Genomic DNA, 21841 nt, shown 5'->3' with positions numbered 1-21841 from the left:
TTTACCGTCTTGTGAGAAGTATCCTCGACAAGTCCTTCCTCTGCGCTTTTTCCAAGGCCTCAAGGACCAAGGGGCGGTTTTCTATCTTGTTGTACTGCAGGAGGGCTCGCTGCAGATGTCTCTCACGTCCCTTGGGGACGTACACGCTGGCAAACCGCTTGCCAGGTCTGGGATCGAGTCCAGTATAGTACATACAGGTAGAGACTGTCCCGGGCGTTGGATAAAATTCCTGCACCTGATCGGGAATGAAGTGGAATTTGTGCATATATAAGGCCAGGGTGATGGCATCTTCCAATGTACTGCCGGGGTGGGCGGCAATGAAGTAGGGTATCAGGTATTGTTTCTTCCCAGCCTTCTCTGTGGCCTTTTGGTAGAGTTCGGTAAATTCGTCAAAGAGGGCTGCCCTTGGCTTGCCCATGGCATCAAGCACCCTGTCGCTGACATGCTCGGGAGCAACCTTGAGTTGACCGCTGACATTGTGCCTGACAAGATGGTTCATGAATCGTTGCCTTGTCTTCTCGTCACAGACTTCCAGGAGATAGTCATAGCGGATGCCGCTCCTGATGAAAACCTTCTTTACCCTAGGAAGTGATTCAATGGCTTCAAGTAGATCGAGATATCTTCCATGGTAGTCCTTGAGATTGGCACATGGACTGGGATAAAGGCACTCCTTCGTTGGACAGGGCCCATAGGTTTGCTGTCTATCGCAGGCCAACCCTTGGAAGTTGGCAGTTGGCCCTCCCAGGTCATGGATATACCCCTTGAATGCAGGATGCTCACTCATTCGTTTTGCTTCCTTTACCAAGGATTCCTTGCTCCTGGTTTGGATCATCCTGCCCTGGTGGCTGGTGATGGCACAGAAAGAGCAGGAGCCAAAGCACCCACGATTGCTGGTGATGGAGAACTGTACTTCCTTCAGGGCAGGGATTCCCCCTGCTTTCTCGTAGTCTGGATGTGCATCAAGGGTGAAAGGAAGTTCGTGCAGGGAATCGAAAAAGGCTTCCTCCAGCGGAAGGGCAGGAGGGTTCTGGACGACCATGCGTTGCATGCACGATTGGATGACCCGTTTTCCCATTATGGGGTTTTCCTGCAGCATCTGCATGCCAAAAGCCTTTGCATAGGCTTTTTTCCCCGCTTCAGTTGGTGTATTGGATTGTTTATCCCGTTCACTGACCTCTTCATAGGATGGGAGGATACTTGTTGGCTCTGCCTCTATCTCAAAGGTGTTGGGATTGGTTGCATAAACTGTTCCCCTGATATCCCTAAGCTGCGAGATTGGTTCGCCTTTATCAAGACGCCGGACTATTTCCAGGGTCTGTCTCTCTCCCATACCATAGACCAAAAGGTCGGCCTTTGCATCGAGGATGATGGGTTTACGTACCTTGTCACTCCAGTAGTCATAGTGACTGAGCCTTCTCAGCGAAGCCTCCAGTCCCCCTATGATGATCGGGGTGTCTTTGCCGTAAGCTTGTCTTGCCTTCGTGGTATACACCAAGGTTGGACGGTCCGGGCGGTGCCCTGCCTTGCCTCCGGGGCTGTATTCGTCCTCTCTACGCGGTTTTGCATTGGCGGTATAGTGGGAGACCATACTGTCGATATTCCCCCCACTTATAAGGCAACAAAGACGTGGTTTGCCCAATTTAAGGAAATCTTTTGTTGAGTTCCAGTCGGGTTGTGCGATAATACCCACACGATAACCTTCCTTTTCCAGCAATCGTGACAAGAGGGCAAGTGCGAATGAGGGGTGGTCGACGTATGCGTCTGCACTGATGAAGGCGATGTCTATTTGGTCCCAGGACCGTTGTTGCAAATCTTCTTGTGTTGTAGGAAGAAATGCTGTGCGAGGGGCGTATGTTTTCACAACGCTCATCATAGGTCATCGGTCCTTGGGTGTAAATAGGAATAAGGGGTACTGTCATGGCTGAGCGAGAGTTTTTCGTTATTCTGAATCCACATGCTGCGAAGGGAAAAGCAAAAAAGCAGGGGGACCTGATCAAGGCCTTGCTTTCCCAATCAGGGAATCATGTGGAACTGGTCTATACCAAGAAGGGCGAAGGGGCAGAGCGGCTGGCATGGCAGGCAACATGTGAAAGACGGGATGTCGTCATTGCTGCCGGCGGGGATGGCACCGTCAACGAGACGGTCAACGGAATGCTGAAGGCTGCAACAGGGAGACAGCTGCCGGTTCCGACCCTAGGGGTAATACCGATTGGACGAGGGAATGACTTTGCATGGGGTATGCAGATACCGAAATCGATCAAGGAGGCCTGCTCTATAATCCTTCAAGGTACCAAACGGACTATCGATGCAGGTATTGTGCATGGTGGCAAATATCCACAGGGACGATACTTCATAAATGGCCTTGGTGTCGGATTTGAGCCACTGGTAAACTTTCTTGCCAGTGATTTCAAGCATGTCTCTGGGACTCCAAGCTATGTCTTTGCCCTTATCAGAATCCTGATTCATTATCCAGCTCCGTATTCTGTTGAGCTTACCTTGGATGGAAAGACGCAAAGACTCCAGACACAGCAACTCTCCATCTGCAATGGAAGGAGAATGGGCTCAGCATTCCTGATGGGTCCGGATGCGCTTTTTGATGATGGCTTGTTTGATGTGGTATATGCAAATGCTCCTGTTCCCAGCTGGAAATTGGTTCCCCTGGCGCTTACCTTCTTCAAGGGAGGACAGGTCAAGCGCAAGGAATTCAGTGTCTCAAGAGTGAAGGAGGTGAAGATGGTAAGCAGTGATCATCCGATGCCTGTGCATGTTGATGGGGAAGAAATTTCTCAAGGGTGTATGGAGTTTTCCGTTACGCTTTTGGAAGCCGCCCTCCCGGTGTTTTGCTGAGAGTTGGGTTTTTTAGGCAAACCGTGTCTAGATGTTGGACCCGATACAGAACAATCAGATAAATATTGCCGTTTTACTAAAAAGGAGCTCTTTTCAATTTTTCAATAATTAGCTATTATATAAATGATTAAAAATTTTCTATGGAATCCGGAAGGTTGGTTTTCGAAAAAGAGAAGTGTTTCCAAAACTTGCCTGAATATGATTGACTTCTCCTCTAAGAGAGTTTATCTTTAACAATGCGCGTTTTATGTAGTTTTTCTCGTTTTAGCTGATAACCAAGGAGTTCCCAATTTGATAAAGGATATGGTGCCGTTCGTACATTTTTATGATCAAGATTTTGTCGACATGTATGACAGGTCTTGGGTATGGATAGACGAACTTTGGAAGCAAGGAACCGAAGCCAATGGCATGAACGGTTCCTATCTTTCATACCCTGGCCAGACCACCTTCAATCAGTATTTATCCTGTTTCTCTTCTCTTTTTCTGGTGTATAGCAACCAGAATAACTCTCCGTTCCCCATGCTCGACTATTTCTACCAGAAACAGGAAGCAAATGGTGCTATTCGTGGGGAGTACTCCATAGAGGATGGGAAGCCTGTCTTTACGGCAGCAAACCCAGAAGGGATTTTCCCTCCTCTTTTTGCCTATGTTGAACATGGCTTCTATCATAAGATTGGAAACAAGAAAAGGCTGAAGGAGGTCGTTCCTGTACTGGAGCGATACTTCTCCTGGATCCAGGCAACGTTCCAAAAGCCCAATGGGCTCTACTCTGTTCCCATCGAAGCATGCCAGAGTGGTAATATTCCCCGTGACCATGTGTACTACCCATTGGACTTCAATGCACAGCTTGCTGTTAATGCCCTGTACATGTCTGCAATCGGTGATATCCTCAACGACAAGGAGTTGAGTTTCCGTTACAAGCGGATTTACTTCTCCTTGAAGACGAGGATAAACAGTATGATGTGGGACCCTGATACCAATTTCTACTATGATCTGGATATCAAGGGGAACCGTATTGACAACAAGTATATTGGTGCTTATTGGACACTGCTTGCGGAAATTCCCAACGATGAACGTGCTGCTTACCTGATTGAGTACCTCAAGGATCCAAAGGAGTTTGGAACCGACAACCCTTTCCCGAGTGTACCGGTCTCATCTCCTGTGTTCAGCGAGGATGGTAATGGGTATTGTGGTGGGGTTATTCCCATCAATACCTATATGGTCATCAAGGGGCTGGAGAAGTTCAACCAGTTCATCTTTGCAAGGGAGTGTGCCATCAGGCACATGTATTTCCTGCTTGATACCCTGCATCCCGATGCTGAAACCCTGGGGGATGTGTGGGAGGCGTACCTTCCAAACAAGGAAGGTTTTTCCAAGACAGATGAGATTCCAGGCTTCCCGCGCAGGAGACTGATGCCCTATGCAGGAGTTGTAACCATTACCCTGATGATCGAGAACATCATCGGCTTGGAAATTTCGCTTCCCAGAAAGACTGTCAATTGGGTGATGCCCTCCCTTGAGGCCATGGGAATCGAGAACCTTTCCTTGAAACGCAATATGATCACCATTCTCAGCAACAAGACAGAACGTGGCTGGGAAATTCGTCTTGAGAGCGAAAAGCTCTATTACTTCACCATTGAAATTCTTGGGGAGAAAAAGAAGAAGACTCTTCCGATTCCTTCCGGAAAGTGTTCAATGTTGATCGACAAGCTGTAAGTCATGGCGTGGCTCGGTAAACTGTTTGGGGGTACCTTCGGCTTCATGTTCGGAGGACCCTTGGGAATGATTGCTGGGATTGCCTTCGGCCATATGTTTGACAAGGCCGGTGATGTAGGATCCACACAAACAACAAGAAGTAGCTATACAACCCTCGATAGGGAGCAGATGCTCTTTTTTGTGGGGGCATTCTCGATGCTTGCAAGGATTGCATCCTCTGACGGTTCGATTTCATCGCGTGAACGTCAAAAGGTGCTGGAGTTCATCCGTCAGGATCTTCGTTTGGGGTATCGTGAAGAAGAGGCTGCCATGCGGGTCTTCGATACCGCTCTCACCGGTGGTGGAACGTTTGACCAGTTTGCTTCCCAGTTCTATCAAAACTTTAGCCACGCACCAAACATCCTTCAGCTGATGGTTGATATCTTCTATCGTGTTGCTGCTGCCGATGGAGTCATCAGCAGTGCCGAGGAAGAGATGATCAGGCGTGCTGCAAAGATTTTCCGCTTAAATGATAGCTTTGTTGAGATGCTCTGTAACCGCTATGGTGGTTGCAGTAATGCATTGGATAAATCCTATGCGATTCTCAATATTCCACGTACGGCTACTGATGATGAAGTGAAACGTGCCTACAGGAAACTCAGCATTGAGTTCCATCCGGACACGCTTGCCTCAAAAGGCATGGGGGAGGAATTCCTGGGTCATGCGACGGCAAAGTTCAGGGAAATTCAGGACGCATATGAATCAATCAAGAGAGAGCGTGGCATACGCTAGAACGTCACTCTCCCTCGTAATGATCTTGCCAAGGTAATTCGGTCAGCATATTCCAAATCTCCTCCGATGGGCAGTCCGCTGGCCAGTCGCGTTATGGAGAGCTCTGTATGTTCCTTGAGAATATGTCTGATGTAAAGAGCTGTTGTATCGCCCTCTTCAGTTGGGTTGGTGGCTATGATCAGTTCTGTGAACTGACCCTCCTTGATACGTTGCAGGAGGCGGGAGAACGAGAGCTGTTCGGGCCCGACTCCATCAAGTGGACTGATCGCTCCCCCAAGCACATGATATAGGCCGTTATATGCCCCACTGGACTGGATGGTCAGCACATCCTGGGGTTCTTCCACCACACACAGGAGGCTTCTGTCCCGGGAAGCATCACTGCATACAGGACAAGGATCGGTCTCAGTGAAACTGCCACATATGGAACAAGGGAAAATCCGTTCCTGTATGGTGGCAATTGCTTGGCTGAGGTTCTGGTTATAGCTCTTCTCGGTCTTGATCAGGTGATAGGCAAGTCTCGAGGCACTCTTCGGACCGATGCCAGGAAGACGGGAAAGGGTTTGGATAAGGTTTTCCAATGCTGTCATGATTAGGCCTGAGTGGTGAAGCCACCCAAAGGACCGGCATATTTCATACCTTCACTCTGGATCTTCTGTTGGATTTTTGCTGACGCGTCATTGAAAGCACTACTCAACAATACCTGAAGTGTTCCCAAATCATCAGGATCAACAATATCTTTCTCGATATGTATGTCAGTAACGATGAATTTCCCATTGATGGTAACTTCAACCATACCTGCACCGGCACTCCCTGTTGCAGTAATGGTGGGAAGTATTTCCTGCATTTTCTTTACATTCTCCTGAATGCCTTTCATGTTTTTCAACAGTTCAAAAGGGTTCATATCCATACGGTGGCTCCTTGCTTACATCTCATTGGGTTGCTGGGTGATCTCTCCCCGGAAAATCGAGGCGATTTTTGAGACTACAGAATCTTCCGTCTGTGGAGTCTCTTCCTGTTTTTCTGTCTCAAGGCAGTGGAACCGTATCGGTCCCTCAAAGCCTGAAATCTCCTTGATTAGGGATCTGAATTTCTCAGTACTCTCTTCCGCCTTGTTCTGGCAGAAGGCAGTGGAGAAGGTGATGTGCAATACTCCCTCATCATTTGATACTTCAGTAATTGCCTGTGCCACTTGACTGAGCAGTGGTGTGCTTGAGAGTTTGCCTACCAAGGCAGGGAGATCTCCCTTGGTGAATGGGCGACTCTGTACAGGCACCGGCTTTACGGGAACACTCTGCTCTTTGGAATCCTTACTCCGCTGCCCAGGTGTGGCCACACTGCTGGGCGGGGAAGCATTCTCCCTGGGTTTGATGGTTTCCCTGGTGGCAAGTAGGTCAGATTGGATCTCAAGTTTTTTTTGGGGAAGCTTCACTGTTCCTGAAAGCAGTTCATCCCGCATCTGGGTAATTTTCTTCACGAGAGTCGTTGCTGAAACAAGGGAGGGAAGGCTTCCAAGACGGGAAATGCATAGCTCGAGTTCAAATCGTGGGTTCAGTGAGTACCTGATTTCCCTGTAGAGTTTGAGTAGCAACTCAAGGGCGGCTTCCAGCTGTTCACTCGAATAGGCGTTTCTCAGAGCAAGGGGAATCCTGTCGGATTGTATTCCAAGGATAGCATCATCATGCAACCCTGCCTTGATAAACAGCAAGCTTCTGAAGAAGAGGGTGAAGTCCTTGATACACTGTTCCACCGATACTCCTGCCTGCAACAAGTCCTGTACAGCGAGCAGTGCCTGATCGGTATGTTCATCCAAGAGATGGAAGACTATTTGGGCAATCTGATCAATGCCGACCAATCCCAGCTTACTGCTGATTTTTCCCATGGTGATGTGTCCCTGGCTAAAGGAGACCACCTGGTCAAAGAGCGTATAGGCATCGCGCATGGAGCCCGTGGACTCCTTTGCAATCCAGAACAGTGCATCATCATCAGCTTCAACTTCCAGGTCACTTGCGGCATCCCGTAAACAGTTCTTGATGGTATCCAGGTCGATCAGCTGGAAATGGAACTGCTGGCAACGTGATCGTATGGTAGCCGGTACTTTTTGCAGTTCGGTAGTCGCAAAGATAAAGATGATGTATGCAGGGGGCTCTTCAATGGTTTTCAGCAGTGCATTGAACGCACTGGTGGAGAGCATATGCACTTCATCGATGATATAAATCTTGTATTTGCTGGTCTGTGGAGGGAAGAGGACCTCGTCCTTGATCTGCCGGATGTCATTCACGCTTGTGTTGCTTGCACCATCGATTTCAATAACATCAACACTGTTGCCTTGGGTGATCTCACGACAGTTGGAACAGACGCCACAAGGAGTGGAGGTCGGTCCTTGTTCACAGTTCAGGGCTCTTGCCAATATTCGGGCAGATGAAGTCTTGCCTACTCCTCTTGGTCCACTGAACAGATAGGCGTGGGCAATTCTTCCTTGTTCAATCGAATGTTTTATGGTTGATACCACGAATTCCTGACCTACCAAGCCGTCAAAAGACTGGGGGCGTTTCCTGGTAGCTGTTACTTCATATGCCATGAGAGCTCCTCTGTGAACGTACCCTGCGAGTATACCATACTTTGCTATCTAGGAACAGAAGTGCGAATCTGGTGACAACAGAGAAAAACCCAGCCAACAAATCGCCTGTGTCTCATGGGCAATTCACTTACCGCTGCTACCTTCCGGTCCTGACGGGGTTGGGCGAATGCACATAGCACAGAATCTGTTGACTGGGAATAAAACGGAGAGGGGGGGATTCGAACCCCCGGTGCCTTTCAGCACACACGCCTTCCAAGCGTGCACCTTCGACCACTCGGACACCTCTCCAAGGAACGAAATAAACGGTAAAAACCCAAAAAATATCCAAGCTATCGGAGAGAGAGGGATTCGAACCCTCGGTACCGTCAGACGGTACAACGGATTTCGAGTCCGTCTCCTTCGACCACTCGGACATCTCTCCCAGTGTTATGACCGTTTCATACAAAACCAACTATGAGACCAAGAGGATTCGAACCTCCGACCCTCAGTTCCGCAAACTGATGCTCTATCCAGCTGAGCTATGGTCTCAATACTAAAAAAAATCAAAAACGGAGAGGGGGGGATTCGAACCCCCGGACCCGTTACCAGGTCAACTCCTTAGCAGGGAGCCCGATTCGGCCGCTCTCGCACCTCTCCATATAAAAAAACACATTCATCCAGATCGATGAATGAACGGAGAGAGGGGGATTCGAACCCTCGGAGACTCGCGCCTCAACGGTTTTCAAGACCGCCTCCTTCGACCGCTCGGACATCTCTCCAAACAGACTTGATATTCCTCCATTTACAAGGATATCAATCGGGTTACCACTATAGTGAGTGCCTCAATCTTTGTCAAGAACTCTGATGGGAGAAAAAAATAGCGGGATAAAATTTGCTTTCTTGACAGCATAGGTTGCACTCGTCATGATGAAACAATCATGAAGTTCCCTTTTTCCAAAGAACACAAGAAGCAACCTACGCTGGTGGATGCCCAAAAAGAGAACCCTAGGCAAAGACTCGAGACATTGAAAGCCGGTAAGCTTGCTACCCTTGCCCTGGCCTTCACCAAGACTCTTGTTGATCTCTATGGCCCAAGGGTAGCTGGCAGTGACGCAGGCCATCGTGCCGCTGAAGCAGTTGAGGATGCGTATAACCATTTCTGTGATGAAACAACCATGACCAAATTCCCCCTCGATACGAAGGTTCATAGTCAACCTTTCACGATTATGATCATCCTCTATCCTCTTTTGGTGGCTTTTATGTTGGTTGGAATGCCTTGGATTTCCCTCTTGCTTTTTATTGGTTTTTGCTATTACGCCACTAGGGAACTCTATCTCTACCGACCTTTTCCCCGAAAAAATCGTTGCAACGCTGAGGGGGTGAATATCCATGGAGTCCTGGAACCAAAGGAAGAGGTACAGCACACGCTTATTTTCAGTTCACATCATGATAGTGCTCCTCTACACCGATACAACCAACTTGAGTGGATATCCTACGTAAAAAATGTGCTCTTCCCGGTTGGACTGTTCATCGCTTGCGGATTGCTGGCCTTGGTACAGGTTTTTTCGGAGCTTCTTGCAAGTGCTTTGTTATTGCCGAATATTCCCTCCCTTGCACATCTCATTCTCCTTATCCTTCTTTTGGGAGCTACCCCCCTGTTGTTTCCCTTGCGGTTGATGTATGAGAAGGAGGGTTCTCCTGGGGCAGGGGATAATCTTGTTTCAGTGGGGATGACAGTGCAGCTTGCCCGGTATTTCCATTGGAGAAGGGGTTGTGGGAAGCCTCTTAGGAATACCCGATTGATCTTTTGCTCCTTTGACGGGGAAGAAGCAGCACTGCAGGGATCGAGGCATTGGTACGCATCAATGGCTGACTCCTTGATTGACCCAATCGTATTGAACTTTGATTCCGTCTACTACAGTGACCAGATTACCTTCCTGGAGAAGGACGTCAATGGTACCCAACCGCTTGATGCTTCCTTGGCAAGGCGCTGTACGGAAATTGCACACTCAATGGGGTATGAATCCAAGAGTGAATCAATTCCACGTCTCTGGGGCGGCAGCGATGCTGCAGAAGCGAGCAGATGTGGTATTTCAGCCACCACCCTGACCGCAGTTGCTTGGGATGACCGCAGCAAACCATCGGTGCAGCATACCCGCAATGACGTAGTGGAAGCAATAGAACCGAGTGCCCTGGAAAGAGCGCTTTCCATAGCCATCAAACTTACTGATATGGTAGATGGCAAACGATTATGGGAAGAGAGTAAGGAAGAAGAGGAGGAATCCCCCACTGAGGTTTCCTTGACCTTCTCAAAGCTTACAAATCGGTAAGAGAAACCTCACACTGTCCACCTGAGAGTTCAGTAATTCTGGAAGATAATTGCTCAGCATTGGTTCTCGGCAGTGTACCCGTGATGGATACATCCGTTGTGAATTCCTCGTTTTCAATATCCGCTTCAAGCAATTCGAGGTCAATCTTTCCTAGCTCATAGAGATTATAGGGTATCGTGAAGGAGAACCTTGTTTTCTCAATCAATTCTTCTGTCTTGATAATGGAGAGTAATTCCCTGGCACTGTCGCCATAGGCTTTTACCAGGCCTCCCGTGCCCAATAACGTTCCTCCAAAGTAGCGGATGATGAGTATCAGGATATTGGTGACACTACTTCCTTTCAGTACCTCGAGTGCGGGCCGGCCTGCAGTATTCTTTGGCTCATGGTCATCACTATAGCTGTAGAGATCTCCCTTTGGTCCCACGACAGCAGCATGAACAACATGATGAGCCCCTGGATGTGCTGTCCTTGTTTCATTAACCAGATGTTTGATTTCGGAGAGGTCCTTGATGGGTTGGGCAATAGCAATGAATCGGGACTTTTTCACCTCAATCTCACACTGTGAGCGTTGCTTGAGTATTCTCATCCTACCACCTATGTCCAAAAAGATTATCCCATGAAGGGGGAGCGCATGCACTTAATCGTCCTGCCACTTCATCCAACAACCTTTTCTCTCCTTCGTCAAGGCTGATCACCTCTGTTTCCAGGAGCGGGAACAACTGCTGTGGTGAACGTGCTCCAACAAGGATGCTTGTAAAATCCTGGCTTCGGGCCCAGGCCAGGGCAAGTTGAGGCATGCTTAGTGCTTTCTTTTTTGCAAGGAACGAGAGCAGCTCAAGCAACTCGATGAATACCGGATAGGCTCTATCTTGATAGACATAGAGATTCCCTCTGCTGTCATTGGGTCTATGGTGATGGTTGCCACTGAGCAAGCCAAGACCCAGGGGACTGTATCCCACCAAGGAAAGGCCTTGTTTCTCTGCATACTCCTTATATGCTTCCAGTCCCCTTGTCCACAGGAGCGAACAAGGTATTTGCAGGAACGTGATGGGAAGGTCCTGCAAGCTTTGCACCAAGGAGAGAGGGGTATTGGAAAGCCCAAGAGAGAGAACTTTCCCTTGCTCGATAAGACCTGCTGCTGATTCCATGATGGGTCTAAGGTCACGCGAAGAGCTAGGCCAGTGCAGGTACAGGGTATTGATCGAGGTTCTCTTGAGACGGTCGAGGCTTTTCTGGACATCTTGAGCCACCAAGCTTGGGTGCTTGGGCATGAATTTTGTATCAATGATGGCTGATTTTCCAGAAAGGAGTGAACCGAGCAGTTGCTCGGCGAGACCGTTCCCGTATGCCGGGGCGGTATCAAAATGCCTGATACCTGCCTTGTATGCAGCGCTGATCGTAAGACGGGAAGCTTGTGTGGTGCTTCCGGTCCAAAACCCATGGCTGGGACCGAATTGCCAGCTTCCCAGAGCCAGGTCAGAGCTCTTCTTCATCGTCCTCTTCGGTGATGACCAATTTGTCCACCATTACCTGTCCATCAAAGATGAAGGAACCTTCAAAGTGTTTTCCTTCCATGGCAAGCGGAAGCCAGTGGATATCATCCTCCCACATCTTGTCATAGGGAATTTCACTTACCGGGCACCAGAAGGGGCGTGCTTCATCGGTTTCTTGGAGTTCTCCCCTAAAGGAGTGAGCAAAATAGACATATCCGCGTTCTGAAAGACCATCACGGAACTGGAAGTTAAGCTTGCCAACCATGCACAGGTCATCAACCTCAAGACCAGTCTCCTCGGTAAATTCGCGCTTTGCAGCTTCAAGAGCGGTTTCAGTCGCTTCAATATGACCGCCAGGAGCGTTTACCAGTCCAGAGCCCAAGCCGGTCTTCTTGTCAATAAGAAGCACTTGGTCATCATTGAACAGGTAGGTGATGACACACACTTCCTTGGGTTCCCACAGATCCCAGTCAATGTCCGTAATAGAGGCCGCGTCACGGTAGCGTGTATCCTCTTCAGCCTCCTCTTCCGGTTGTGCAATCTCTTTCTTTTCTTCTTCCGCCTTGGCTTCCTCAGGATGAGCCTTGTAGTAGCACTCCTGACAAAGATTGTCATCATGGCCAATGATGTGGTTGAAATCAAGTCGCTTGTTACACTCAACACAGTGGAAACGGAACGGAAGGGCTCGCTTTCTCAATAGGAAAAGAAGCCCCGCACAGATAATGGCTACCAACCAACCGAGATTGTGGTTCAGGTCCCTGGAGAGTATGACTACCACCCCTACCTCAAAAAGAAGCAAGATGGAGGCCAAGTAGATGGTGGCGAACCGTTTCTTATAGGTTCCCGGAATTTTTCTTTGGGCAAGATTGAGTAAAAGGATGGCGATCAGAGCCCAAGTATAGTATTGTTCGATGGTTTGAAGAATCATGATGCTAGGGTATAGGGAGCAGGGTCCTTCGTCAAGCTTGGGATGCTATTCTCGTTGCTCATCGATAATTTTTGGAGTAAGCTAGCAGTAGTACCTGATGCTAGGGAGGATACCAATGAAACAAGAAGATGTCGCCAAATACATCGATCACACGTTGCTCGCAGCTTCTGCGACTCGTCCTATGATAGAGAAACTTTGCAAGGAAGCAGCCCAATATCATTTTGCTTCAGTATGTGTAAACAGTTGCTGGGTGCCTCTCTGTGTAAAATTGTTGGAAAAGAGCGATGTAAAGGTCTGTACCGTGGTTGGGTTCCCTTTGGGTGCAATGGCTACAGAGAGTAAAGCCTTTGAGGCCAAGACAGCAGTGAAAGCTGGGGCCGAAGAGGTTGATATGGTCATCAATATCGGGTTCTTGAAGAACCATGATGATGATTTGGTACAGGATGATATTACTGCAGTGAAGAAGGCTTGTGGAAATGCACACCTGAAAGTCATCATCGAGACCTGTCTTTTGAATGAAGAGGAAAAAGTACGTGCCTGTAGGTTGGCAAAAGCCAGCGGTGCAGACTTTGTAAAGACTTCTACCGGTTTCTCCACCGGTGGAGCAACAACCAAGGATATTGCCTTGATGCGTAAGACAGTTGGGCCAGAGTTGGGCGTCAAAGCCTCTGGAGGAGTACGTACATACGAGGATGCCATTGCAATGATTGAAGCAGGGGCCACAAGAATCGGGGCCTCAAGCGGCATTGCAATTGTAGAGGGGTCGAATGGCGCGAATTGAACAGAAGATTGAAAGTGCCGATTTCCTCAAGAGTCTGGGGTTTCCCACGCTTGATGTCCATGAAACATTCTCGCATTTTGATTTTACCTCACCCGGGCGAAGGGTTCTGCTGATAGGACCCATGGGCTCGGGCAAGACTGAGTTTGCAGCACGGGTATGGCGGGATGCTGCCATTGCACAGAGGAAGGGAGAGAAGGTAAGAAACCTGACCAGTAGTGGGCAGGTTGATCGCCGGAAAGTCTTCTTCATCCGTTCCGAGATCGATGGCACCCGGTTTACCGATTATCCTGAGGATGCGCTCTGCTACCGCAGTGGATATGTAAGCTGTGGGGAGAATATTGCGAGAATCAGGGACTCTTTTGGTTTGGAGAGAGTGCTTCAGGACAATCCTACTGTGGGAACCTTTATCATTGATGAAGCATCCTTCTTTGATGAACGGCTTGCTTATGTGGTACGTAATCATAGTTATGAACGTGGGGTTATGTTCATATTCCCTACCTTGATCCTGAACTTCCGTCGGGACCTGTTCAATTCCACTGCACGGTTGATGCTCGATATCGCAACAGATGTAATCCCACTTACTGCGTATTGTGAACATCCAGACTGTATCAGTGATGCATTCTATACCTATCGATACTACCAGGTGGAAGGTAAGGAGTGCCCTGCACTCTATTTCGATCCTCTGATCATCGTTGGTGGGGATTCCCATAAGGATAGCACCCTGGAGCCGAACTATGCCGCACGTTGTGATGAACATCACTATCTTCCCGGGAAGGAGTATACATTCTTCCACCTCAAACCACTGGGAGAACTTGCTTCCCGTGGAGATGAGAAGCCACTGAGAAATGAACTTGCTGCGCTGAAGGGAAATATTGAGCAGTCGATGCTCTATGAGAATTTCTGTGAACGTTACCGGGGGAAGAGAGACGAAGAAATCTTCTTCAATGCCCTGCTCCCGCAAAATATTGCGGAAAAGGCGCTGGTATTTCTCTTCTGTGAGCAGAATCTTGTACCGGAAGAGGTGCTGCTTCGCTTGGTATCAGAGCTTGAGCTGGATACAAACTACCTTTCCAAGGTCCTTTCCGACAACAAGCGGCCTGTCTCCTTCGAGCAACCGCTCTTGTTGTAGAGTACGGAAAGATACAAAAACCTGCCATGAAAAGCTCTTGAGGGCTCTTCTGGCATGGTTCAGTATGTAGAGAGTAATGCAAGTGTTTCCTTCAAGGTAGAGACCGTAAGATCTTCGAGCAGGGCAGGGACTTCGATATTTCGCCTTCTCAGTTCCCCGAAAAGGAATTTCCAGTCCAGAACCCCATCCCCTACCGTAAGATCCCCGACCTTTATGCCTTGGTCGTTAAGCTTGTAGTCCTTGACGTGGATTGCTGCAATCTTATCCCCGAATGCATCGAGGGCGGAGCAGAAGAAGTCTTTCTGTGCGGCAAATGAGGGAGTGCCCATAACACTGCCATCTGCCTCGCTTATCCCGATCCATGGGACAAGATTTGCCGGGTCATAGATGACTCTGAGGTGGGGACTGTCGAACTTTTCCATCAAGGCTGCCATTCTTGGGATGGTGCTGATGGTATGCTGTTTACTTACCGCTTCGATGCCGATGATTGCATCATACTTTACGGCAGCTTCAAGGAGCCTTTCTATGCTACGGTAGAAGATGTCGAGTACTTTGGCACTTGCAGTCTCGCTGTGGTAGGAGTTGCCAGGGTGGAAGGAACCGGTTTCGGTTCCCACCAAAGGGCATCCAAGGAGGTTGGCATATTTTAGGTGGTTTTCAAATTTACGCAACTCTGCATCCCTCGCTGCCTTGTCAGGGTGTACGGGATTGATGTAGCTTCCAAAAACTCCTACGTATGCACCTTTCGCATTGAGTGCATCTCGAACGGAGATGATGAACTGCTCACTGTAGTCTTCTGCATCAGGAGCGTTCCTGAGAACTTTTTTCAAAGCGAGCTGAATGGGGATTGAATCCCCATAGAGGGAAATCTCGCTGGCAAGGTCACTGATGGTATCGAAGGTACCAAGATCATGAGCTCTGATTCCTAACTGTTTCATAGCTGGTATTGTAGGAGACAGGATGATAAAAGTAAAGAAAGAGGTAATTGCATGAACAAGGAATATACGCTGGCAGACTTTGGTGCCATCGGGGACGGGCAGTTTGACAACAGCGAAGTCTTCAAACGGGCGTTTGAAAGCTTGCAAAAGGGAGGGCTCTTGCGTATCGGCCCAGGAGAGTACCTGAGCGGCCCAATACACATCACGGCAACAAATCTTGTGGTGGAATTTGAAACAGGTGCAACCATACGGTTCATTGCCGACGAGAACCTCTACCGACCTTTCTATTCACGATGGGAAGGGGTTAACTGTTACTGCATGCATCCTTGTTTGCTGATCAATGAATCAGATGGTCTCATCTTTCGTGGGAAGGGCATCATCGATGGAAGTGGTCCCTGGTGGTGGACAACCGCTCAACAGAAACGAAATACCCAGAACGGTCCTGTCTCAGCCATCGAGACTGAACTGGCCAAGTTGAACCCTGGTTATGAGAGACAGAGTGGTGGTGGAGGAGGCCGTCAGAGTCAATTCCTTCGTCCTTCCTTGTTGCAGATCAGGGAAAGCAATAATGTGAAGATTGAGGGACTGACCATACAGAACAGTCCCTTCTGGACCGTTCACCCCCTCTACAGCACAAACATCATTCTCAAGGACCTCTCTGTCATGAACCCACCGGATGCACCCAACACTGATGGGATTGATGTTGACTCTTGCTCTTTTGTGACGATCAAGAATTGCTTGATCGACGTAGGAGATGACGGGATTGCACTGAAGAGTGGAAGCGGAAAGGATGGGGTTGCCGTGAACCGGAAAACCAGTGATATCCTTGTCGAGGGATGTACCGTGAGACACGCCCATGGGGGGGCCGTTATCGGTAGTGAGACCGCTGCAGGTATCCATGATGTGGTGGTTCGTTCCTGTTTCTTTGATGGTACCGACAGGGGTATCAGGATCAAGACCCGAAGAGGTCGGGGTGGGCATATATCTGACCTGCATTTCCAGGATATCAGGATGGACAACAACCTCTGTCCGCTCACGGTGAATATGTACTACCGCTGTGGTAGTCTGGATGCTGAAGATTTTTCCCTAGCGAGGAAACCGGTGACTCCTACAACGCCCCATATCGAGCATGTCACCATTGAAGGATGCACAAGTACCGGTATCAGATCGAGTACTGCCTTCATTGTAGGGCTCCCTGAGTCTCCCATCCGTGATCTGGTGATTTCCGGCTGTACATTCACGATGGCAAATGAGCATTTGGAACCGGTGAGTGAAAGTGAGATGTATGAAGGACTCCCTACTCCCGAGGGAAGAGGTATCAGGCTGCGCAATGTTTCATTGACAACCCAGGATGTAATGGTGCAAGGTGTAGCCGAAGCGTATGTCATTGAAGAAGACGTTGTTCTTTCACGTGAGTAGTGGTTATACCTTTCAGTAATCATGCCCAGAGAAAAAACAGGATGCAAAGACAGCCTGTTCTTTCTCTGCAATCAGTATCAGTTACTCTTCACTCTTGTTAAGCAATCTGACACGGTCGGGAGTGAAGTCAATTGAGACCTCTTCTCCTTCCCCAAAAACCTTCTTTGCATGTGGGTCGTCAATCTGTACCAGGACTTCTCCGAAGGAGGTGTTGATGAATGCTTCCATGCTGTTTCCGAGATAGACATTCATCCTGACCTTGCCTTCAATCTTGCCCTTTCCTTTCTCCACAACACGGAGTGATTCAGGACGGGCCATAAGTACCGCTTCAGTTCCTACCTCCACATCGGTTGCAGCACGCTCTACCGCAACCTCTTTCTCTCCAAGCTGGCAGGTCCAGAGGTTTGCTTCCTCTCGCTTAACCTGAACAGGGAAGAAGGCAGCCTTGCCGACAAAACCAGCAACAAAGCGTGAGTCAGGATTTTCATAGATATCGATTGGGGAGCCAATCTGGCGGATAATTCCATCTTTCATGACTACTACACGGTCGGAGAGGCTCATGGCCTCGACCCGGTCGTGGGTAACATATACAGCGGTAATGCCCAATTCCTTCTGGATTTTACGTATTTCTACACGCATCTGCTCTCTAAGCAATGCATCAAGGTTGGACAAAGGTTCATCAAGCAACAGCACTGATGGGGTGACAATAAGACTGCGTGCGAGCGCAACTCGCTGTTGCTGCCCTCCAGAGAGCTTGGAAGGTGCACGGTCCCCATAGTCGGCAAGTCCGACCAAGGAGAGGGTTTCATTCACCCGCTTGGTGATTTCCTCATGGGGAATCTTACGGAGTTTCAATCCATAGGCTACGTTGTCAAAGACCGTCATATGAGGGAAGAGCCCATAGCTCTGGAACATGGTGGCGGTGTCCCGTTTGTTCGGGGGGAGCATGGTGACTTCCTCGTTCCCAATATAGATCTTACCCTCAGTGGGAAGCTCGAACCCTGCAATCATTCTGAGCGTGGTGGTCTTGCCACAACCGGATGGACCAAGCAGGGTTACCAACTCGCCAGGTTCGATGACGAAGTGAGAATCATTGACAGCAATGACATCAGACTTTCCTTTTACATCCTTGAATTTCTTGGTTACATGCTCAAGGGTTACCGATACGCTTTTCTTTTCCATACATCACCACCTTAGCGGGTTGAAATAGTTTTTTGGGTAAGCTTGTCATCACGAACCACAACCTGCATCAGACCCCAGACAGAGAGGACGATGACGATGAGGATGGTTGACAAGACGCTGGCGAGACCGAAACGAAGATTCTCAGAGAAGTTGAAGATCAGGACGGTCAGGTGATTCCAGCGAGCCGAAATCAGGAAGATGATGGCACTGACAGCAGTCATGGACCGTACAAAGGTGTAGGACATACTGGATAAGAATGCCGGACGGATCAAGGGAAGGACAATCGTCTTGAAGACCGTAGGTACATCAGCACCCAGATCAGCTGCGCTTTCCTCGATGGCAGGATCAATCTGGTGCAGCGCAGTAATGCCATTCTCCAGTCCTACAGGTAGTTCTCTGATTACATAGTTTATGACAATGATCGCTCCAGTTCCTACCAGCAAGAGTGGTTGCCGGTTGAATGCCAGGATGTAACTGATACCGATCAAGGTACCAGGAATGGCATAGGGGGTCATGATCAACATCTCAAGAAATCGTTTCCCGGGGAATTGCTTTCTTACTATCAACATTGCGGCAAGCATGGCCAACAGTCCTGCTGTTGGCGTTGCAATGGCCGCCAGGGTTACCGTGTCACGGATGGATGTCCATCCACGAGAGACAGCTTCTCCCCAGTTTGCCAGGGTGAAGGAGTAGTCGATACCCCAGTTGACCACGAAACATCCTGCCACAATGGTCAGGTAGAGAGAGGCAATGAAGCCAAGGAAAATCCAGGAGAAGGTCTCCAAGGCAACCCTGACCGGTTTGTTGGTGAGTTCAGTAAGTGTAGTGGAAGGTTTTCCTGTCACGGTTACATAACTCTTCTTCGCAACCCAGTTTCGCTGAACCAAGAAGGCCGTTAGGGTCGGCATCAAGAGGATGAAGGAGAGGGCTGAACCAGCTCCCAGGTTGCTGCGACCGGTGACCAACATATAGGCTTCCGTTGAGAGTACCCGGTAGTCACCACTCAGCAATAACGGGTTTGCAAAGTCAGCCAGCGAATTGGTGAAAACCAACAGCCAAGCCGAGAGGATACCAGGAACGGAGAGTGGGAGGGTTATCTCCTTGAATGTCTGCCATCTGGTAGCACTCAAGTCAAGGGAGGCGTCTTCCACTGTCGAATCAATCTGCCTCAATACCCCGCTGATTGTCATGAATGCGATGGGGAACATCCCAATTACCTGTACAATCGTCAGGCCTCCCAAGCCATAAATGGAGGTATTCAGGTGAAGCAATTGCTTACTGATAAGACCGTTGTTTCCGAACAACAGGATGATGGAGAGAGAGAGGCTGAACGGAGGGGATATGACCGGCATGGTTGCCATGGTGGTCATCAATTTCTTCTTCTTGAAACTTGTCCGTTCAATCAGGAAGGCAAATATGAAGCCGACCAGCGTGGAAATGGTAGCTGTAAGTACACCCAGCCTAAGTGAGCCCCACAGTGCCACCAAGTAGGTTGGCGAGAGACTCTCTTTCCATGTCTGCAGGCTGAATACCCCATCTTTCATGAAGGAGAGCCTGATGGCCTCCATCAAGGGGTAAGCGATGAAAACTATGACAATGCCAAACAATCCCAGTACCATGAAACCCGTCAATGGATCACGGGTAAAGGTAAGTACAAGGAGAATACCCAAGAATACCACTGCCGCGGCAATGAACAGGGTCTTGAGCAAGTTGCTGTATCCAGTGGCAGTATTGGAAGGGACAAGGATCATTGCAGCTCCGGATATTTGATACCCCGTCTCATCCACAACGGGTACAAAGTATACCTGGCTTTTAATGGTATCTGCGCTGATTGTATCAGGGTCCAGGCTGTAATCAGCTTGATAGGTTGATCCAAGCTTTATTGGCTCCAGATAGTAGACACTCTCCATGGCCTTTTGGAATTCAGGAGTGCTGCGGTACGCTTGGAACAGGGCATTTGCAGTCTCAGATCCACTTTCAGGTATAAAGTTGAAGCTCTGTTCGTCAAAGGTAAGATAGAGCGCTCTCGCCCCTGGGATGATGTCTTTGACCGTTGGAACCCAGCGAGCAAAATCCTGCGGTGTTCTCTCATCGGGAACTGTTTGCGCGAAGAGCTCAATTTCATTGAAATTACGTTCTGCTTCATATGATTTGAAATCAGAAGAGAGTGTGCTGTACATCCAGAAATCAGCCAGCAGGAATATCAGCGCTGCAGCGCAGAACTGAAGGATGCGTTTTTTTGTAAACATCGATTCATTCCGTTGGAACTACACACCCTGCAAGAGTTCTTGCAGGGTGGTAGGAAAAGCTAAATTACCACTGGTAATTATCTCTTGTTTCCGATCTCATTGGTCCAGCGGTCAAGCAGACGGGTCTTATTGACCTTGTCTCCGTCCCAAGCCATATCCTGGTTGACTGTCTTGATCTCATTGATGGACAGCGCATCCGGATGCTTGGCGGCACCTTCGGCTACCAGTACCACGTACCATTCAGTAAAGGTTTTCTGGGCAATTGGACTGGAGAGAACCCAGTCATACAGTTTCTTTGCATTGACAGTATCCGGGCCACCCTTTATCAAGGACATGCTTGCCAGCTCGTAACCAGTTCCTTCGGAAGGTGCTGTGATAACGATTGGGGACCCAGCTGCCTTGAGTTTGACCTGGTCGTGTGCATAGCCGATGGCGACAGGAATTTCGCCGGTAGCAACGCTCTTTCCTGGCGCACTTCCGCTCTTGGTGTATTGGTCGATGTTCTTGTCCAGTTCCTTCATGTACTCAATCATCTTGTCCTCAGTTCCAAAAACATCGAGAACAGTGGTCAAGATGTTGTAGGCTGTACCAGAGGAGTTGGGATTTGCCATGCGGATATATCCCTTGTACTCAGGCTTGAGAAGGTCGGCCCAACTCTTGGGGGGATCGAATCCGAGCTCTGCTGCACGATCAAGGTTGGTCACGAAGGTGAGAGGACCAACATAGAGACCGATGTAGAAGTTGTCCGGGTCACGGAACTGCTCAGGGGTCTTGGACGTGTAGCGGCTTACATAAGGGGTAGTCAAACCTTTGCTCTTTGCTGTGATGTGGTCAAGTCCAACACCACCAACCCAGATGGATGCCTGGGGATTGGATGCCTCAGCCTCAAGACGGGCTACCGCCTCTCCACCACTGAGACGAACAAAGTTAACCTTGATACCAGTCTCTTCCTCAAAGAGCTGGAACAGTTTTGCAGCAAGGGGTTCCTCAAGCGTCGTATAGGCATTGACGCTTCCTGAAGCGGCAGCCATAGGAGCCGCAGTTTCACTTGCAGCTGGTGCAGGAGCAGCCTCTTGGCCACCTTGAGCGAACAGTGCAGGTACGAGCATTACGAGAACAAAAACCAAGGCAATAGTTTTTTTCATGCTTTCCTCCAAAATTTCGTATGATGTCCATCCAGATAGACAAAGAACAATGTATGTCCTATGCTAATGCCGCCAAGTTCATGCAGTCAAGGTAAATCCTCCCAACCGCCAAATTGAAGCCATTATCAAAAAATCATTGCATGGTAATCAACTCGGTTCAGCGTATAAAAGCCGAGTTTCTGATACAAGGCAAGGGCTGGAGGGTTGTCACTATCAACTTCCAGTCTTATTGCTTCTGTCTTCTTCGTGAGTGTATTGAGAAAAGATTCCATCATTTGGTAACCGTAGCCTCTTCTTCTATATGCCTTGTGAATACCTACTGCATGGATCATTGCCACCTCTTTATCAAGGTAGTG

Annotated in this window: 19 protein-coding genes, 5 tRNA genes and 1 other RNA gene; 7 read left to right on the top strand and 18 right to left on the bottom strand. The window is 49.0% G+C overall.

Annotated features, from left to right (window positions below):
- Position 1: 1 nt before the first annotated feature.
- The gene (locus AB7S66_RS00215) at positions 2 to 1861 is read right to left on the bottom strand and encodes a YgiQ family radical SAM protein (protein ID WP_428517367.1); all 1860 of its coding nucleotides are present in this window, start codon (positions 1859 to 1861) and stop codon (positions 2 to 4) included.
- Positions 1862 to 1917: 56 nt separating this feature from the next.
- Between AB7S66_RS00215 and AB7S66_RS00210 the strand changes: the two genes are divergently transcribed.
- The 3 genes from AB7S66_RS00210 to AB7S66_RS00200 all read left to right on the top strand — a co-directional run bounded on the left by AB7S66_RS00210 (position 1918) and on the right by AB7S66_RS00200 (position 5334).
- A complete protein-coding gene (locus AB7S66_RS00210) occupies positions 1918 to 2847 on the top strand; it encodes a diacylglycerol/lipid kinase family protein (protein WP_428517366.1) in 930 nt (309 codons plus the stop codon).
- 291 nt (positions 2848 to 3138) lie between these two features.
- Positions 3139 to 4563, top strand: a complete 1425-nt coding sequence (locus AB7S66_RS00205) for an MGH1-like glycoside hydrolase domain-containing protein (protein ID WP_428517365.1) — start codon at positions 3139 to 3141, stop codon at positions 4561 to 4563.
- Positions 4564 to 4566: 3 nt separating this feature from the next.
- Positions 4567 to 5334, top strand: a complete 768-nt coding sequence (locus AB7S66_RS00200) for a TerB family tellurite resistance protein (RefSeq protein WP_428517364.1) — start codon at positions 4567 to 4569, stop codon at positions 5332 to 5334.
- On the opposite strand, the gene recR is transcribed toward AB7S66_RS00200, so the two are convergent.
- The 9 genes from recR to AB7S66_RS00155 all read right to left on the bottom strand — a co-directional run bounded on the left by recR (position 5331) and on the right by AB7S66_RS00155 (position 8670).
- A complete protein-coding gene (gene recR / locus AB7S66_RS00195; protein WP_428517363.1) occupies positions 5331 to 5921 on the bottom strand; it encodes a recombination mediator RecR in 591 nt (196 codons plus the stop codon). The genes AB7S66_RS00200 and recR overlap by 4 nt on opposite strands.
- A 2-nt stretch (positions 5922 to 5923) precedes the next feature.
- On the bottom strand, positions 5924 to 6241 hold the full coding sequence (locus AB7S66_RS00190) for a YbaB/EbfC family nucleoid-associated protein (RefSeq protein ID WP_428517362.1): 318 nt from the start codon (positions 6239 to 6241) through the stop codon (positions 5924 to 5926).
- A gap of 15 nt (positions 6242 to 6256) precedes the next feature.
- Complete coding sequence (gene dnaX, locus AB7S66_RS00185; protein WP_428517361.1) at positions 6257 to 7912, bottom strand: DNA polymerase III subunit gamma/tau; 1656 nt, start codon at positions 7910 to 7912, stop codon at positions 6257 to 6259.
- A 91-nt stretch (positions 7913 to 8003) separates the two neighbouring features.
- Positions 8004 to 8102: signal recognition particle sRNA small type (ffs, locus tag AB7S66_RS00180), an RNA gene on the bottom strand.
- A gap of 13 nt (positions 8103 to 8115) precedes the next feature.
- Positions 8116 to 8200, bottom strand: a tRNA-Ser gene (locus AB7S66_RS00175).
- 45 nt (positions 8201 to 8245) lie between these two features.
- A tRNA-Ser gene (locus AB7S66_RS00170) sits at positions 8246 to 8333 on the bottom strand.
- A gap of 33 nt (positions 8334 to 8366) precedes the next feature.
- Positions 8367 to 8440 (bottom strand) — tRNA-Arg (locus tag AB7S66_RS00165).
- 21 nt (positions 8441 to 8461) lie between these two features.
- Positions 8462 to 8548 (bottom strand) — tRNA-Ser (locus AB7S66_RS00160).
- Positions 8549 to 8585: 37 nt separating this feature from the next.
- Positions 8586 to 8670: transfer RNA gene (locus AB7S66_RS00155), tRNA-Ser, on the bottom strand.
- Between the two features lie 159 nt (positions 8671 to 8829).
- Here AB7S66_RS00155 and AB7S66_RS00150 point away from each other — a divergent pair.
- The gene (locus tag AB7S66_RS00150; RefSeq protein ID WP_428517360.1) at positions 8830 to 10221 is read left to right on the top strand and encodes a M28 family peptidase; all 1392 of its coding nucleotides are present in this window, start codon (positions 8830 to 8832) and stop codon (positions 10219 to 10221) included.
- Here AB7S66_RS00150 and AB7S66_RS00145 read toward each other — a convergent pair.
- From AB7S66_RS00145 to AB7S66_RS00135, 3 genes are read right to left on the bottom strand one after another with little or no spacing between them, the layout of a single operon-like run.
- Entirely contained in the window at positions 10208 to 10807 is a 600-nt protein-coding gene (locus AB7S66_RS00145; protein ID WP_428517359.1) for an IMPACT family protein, read from the bottom strand. The two genes, AB7S66_RS00150 and AB7S66_RS00145, sit on opposite strands and share 14 nt — an antisense overlap.
- A gap of 1 nt (position 10808) precedes the next feature.
- Positions 10809 to 11714, bottom strand: a complete 906-nt coding sequence (locus tag AB7S66_RS00140) for an aldo/keto reductase (RefSeq protein WP_428517358.1) — start codon at positions 11712 to 11714, stop codon at positions 10809 to 10811.
- Positions 11698 to 12642: an 8-oxo-dGTP diphosphatase gene (locus AB7S66_RS00135; RefSeq protein ID WP_428517357.1), complete on the bottom strand. Its 945-nt coding sequence runs from the start codon at positions 12640 to 12642 to the stop codon at positions 11698 to 11700. The genes AB7S66_RS00140 and AB7S66_RS00135 overlap by 17 nt, the downstream gene beginning before the upstream one ends.
- A gap of 115 nt (positions 12643 to 12757) precedes the next feature.
- On the opposite strand from AB7S66_RS00135, the gene deoC reads away from it, so the two are divergent.
- Complete coding sequence (deoC, locus tag AB7S66_RS00130) at positions 12758 to 13423, top strand: deoxyribose-phosphate aldolase (RefSeq protein ID WP_428517356.1); 666 nt, start codon at positions 12758 to 12760, stop codon at positions 13421 to 13423.
- Positions 13410 to 14552: a thymidine kinase gene (locus AB7S66_RS00125; RefSeq protein ID WP_428517355.1), complete on the top strand. Its 1143-nt coding sequence runs from the start codon at positions 13410 to 13412 to the stop codon at positions 14550 to 14552. The genes deoC and AB7S66_RS00125 overlap by 14 nt, the downstream gene beginning before the upstream one ends.
- Positions 14553 to 14611: 59 nt before the next feature.
- Here AB7S66_RS00125 and AB7S66_RS00120 read toward each other — a convergent pair whose 3' ends face one another.
- Positions 14612 to 15490 (bottom strand): sugar phosphate isomerase/epimerase family protein, encoded by an 879-nt coding sequence (locus AB7S66_RS00120; RefSeq protein WP_428517354.1) that lies wholly within the window; start codon positions 15488 to 15490, stop codon positions 14612 to 14614.
- 51 nt (positions 15491 to 15541) lie between these two features.
- On the opposite strand from AB7S66_RS00120, the gene AB7S66_RS00115 reads away from it, so the two are divergent.
- Complete coding sequence (locus AB7S66_RS00115) at positions 15542 to 16909, top strand: glycoside hydrolase family 28 protein (protein ID WP_428517353.1); 1368 nt, start codon at positions 15542 to 15544, stop codon at positions 16907 to 16909.
- An 81-nt stretch (positions 16910 to 16990) separates the two neighbouring features.
- Here the strand turns inward: AB7S66_RS00115 and AB7S66_RS00110 are convergent, their stop codons facing one another.
- The 4 genes from AB7S66_RS00110 to AB7S66_RS00095 all read right to left on the bottom strand — a co-directional run.
- On the bottom strand, positions 16991 to 18091 hold the full coding sequence (locus AB7S66_RS00110) for an ABC transporter ATP-binding protein (protein WP_428517352.1): 1101 nt from the start codon (positions 18089 to 18091) through the stop codon (positions 16991 to 16993).
- 11 nt (positions 18092 to 18102) lie between these two features.
- Positions 18103 to 20340: an ABC transporter permease gene (locus AB7S66_RS00105; protein WP_428517351.1), complete on the bottom strand. Its 2238-nt coding sequence runs from the start codon at positions 20338 to 20340 to the stop codon at positions 18103 to 18105.
- A gap of 77 nt (positions 20341 to 20417) precedes the next feature.
- The gene (locus AB7S66_RS00100) at positions 20418 to 21485 is read right to left on the bottom strand and encodes an ABC transporter substrate-binding protein (protein WP_428517350.1); all 1068 of its coding nucleotides are present in this window, start codon (positions 21483 to 21485) and stop codon (positions 20418 to 20420) included.
- A 125-nt stretch (positions 21486 to 21610) separates the two neighbouring features.
- A partial coding sequence (locus AB7S66_RS00095) for a GNAT family N-acetyltransferase (protein WP_428517349.1) occupies positions 21611 to 21841 on the bottom strand: 231 nt, incomplete at its 5' end.

Source organism: Sphaerochaeta sp. (genome assembly GCF_050178175.1).
Lineage (GTDB): Bacteria > Spirochaetota > Spirochaetia > Sphaerochaetales > Sphaerochaetaceae > Sphaerochaeta.
This window is presented reverse-complemented; position numbering and strand designations above follow the sequence as displayed.

Bases quoted from the DNA above. Each gene is read 5' to 3' on its own strand.
- recR (WP_428517363.1), bottom strand. From the start codon at position 5,921: ATGACAGCATTGGAAAACCTTATCCAAACCCTTTCCCGTCTTCCTGGC.
- AB7S66_RS00145 (WP_428517359.1), bottom strand. From the start codon at position 10,807: ATGAGAATACTCAAGCAACGCTCACAGTGTGAGATTGAGGTGAAAAAG.
- AB7S66_RS00200 (WP_428517364.1), top strand. From the start codon at position 4,567: ATGGCGTGGCTCGGTAAACTGTTTGGGGGTACCTTCGGCTTCATGTTC.
- AB7S66_RS00100 (WP_428517350.1), bottom strand. From the start codon at position 21,485: ATGAAAAAAACTATTGCCTTGGTTTTTGTTCTCGTAATGCTCGTACCT.
- AB7S66_RS00135 (WP_428517357.1), bottom strand. From the start codon at position 12,642: ATGATTCTTCAAACCATCGAACAATACTATACTTGGGCTCTGATCGCC.
- AB7S66_RS00115 (WP_428517353.1), top strand. From the start codon at position 15,542: ATGAACAAGGAATATACGCTGGCAGACTTTGGTGCCATCGGGGACGGG.
- AB7S66_RS00105 (WP_428517351.1), bottom strand. From the start codon at position 20,340: ATGTTTACAAAAAAACGCATCCTTCAGTTCTGCGCTGCAGCGCTGATA.
- AB7S66_RS00140 (WP_428517358.1), bottom strand. From the start codon at position 11,714: ATGAAGAAGAGCTCTGACCTGGCTCTGGGAAGCTGGCAATTCGGTCCC.
- AB7S66_RS00110 (WP_428517352.1), bottom strand. From the start codon at position 18,091: ATGGAAAAGAAAAGCGTATCGGTAACCCTTGAGCATGTAACCAAGAAA.
- AB7S66_RS00210 (WP_428517366.1), top strand. From the start codon at position 1,918: ATGGCTGAGCGAGAGTTTTTCGTTATTCTGAATCCACATGCTGCGAAG.
- dnaX (WP_428517361.1), bottom strand. From the start codon at position 7,912: ATGGCATATGAAGTAACAGCTACCAGGAAACGCCCCCAGTCTTTTGAC.
- AB7S66_RS00125 (WP_428517355.1), top strand. From the start codon at position 13,410: ATGGCGCGAATTGAACAGAAGATTGAAAGTGCCGATTTCCTCAAGAGT.
- AB7S66_RS00190 (WP_428517362.1), bottom strand. From the start codon at position 6,241: ATGGATATGAACCCTTTTGAACTGTTGAAAAACATGAAAGGCATTCAG.
- deoC (WP_428517356.1), top strand. From the start codon at position 12,758: ATGAAACAAGAAGATGTCGCCAAATACATCGATCACACGTTGCTCGCA.
- AB7S66_RS00120 (WP_428517354.1), bottom strand. From the start codon at position 15,490: ATGAAACAGTTAGGAATCAGAGCTCATGATCTTGGTACCTTCGATACC.
- AB7S66_RS00150 (WP_428517360.1), top strand. From the start codon at position 8,830: ATGAAGTTCCCTTTTTCCAAAGAACACAAGAAGCAACCTACGCTGGTG.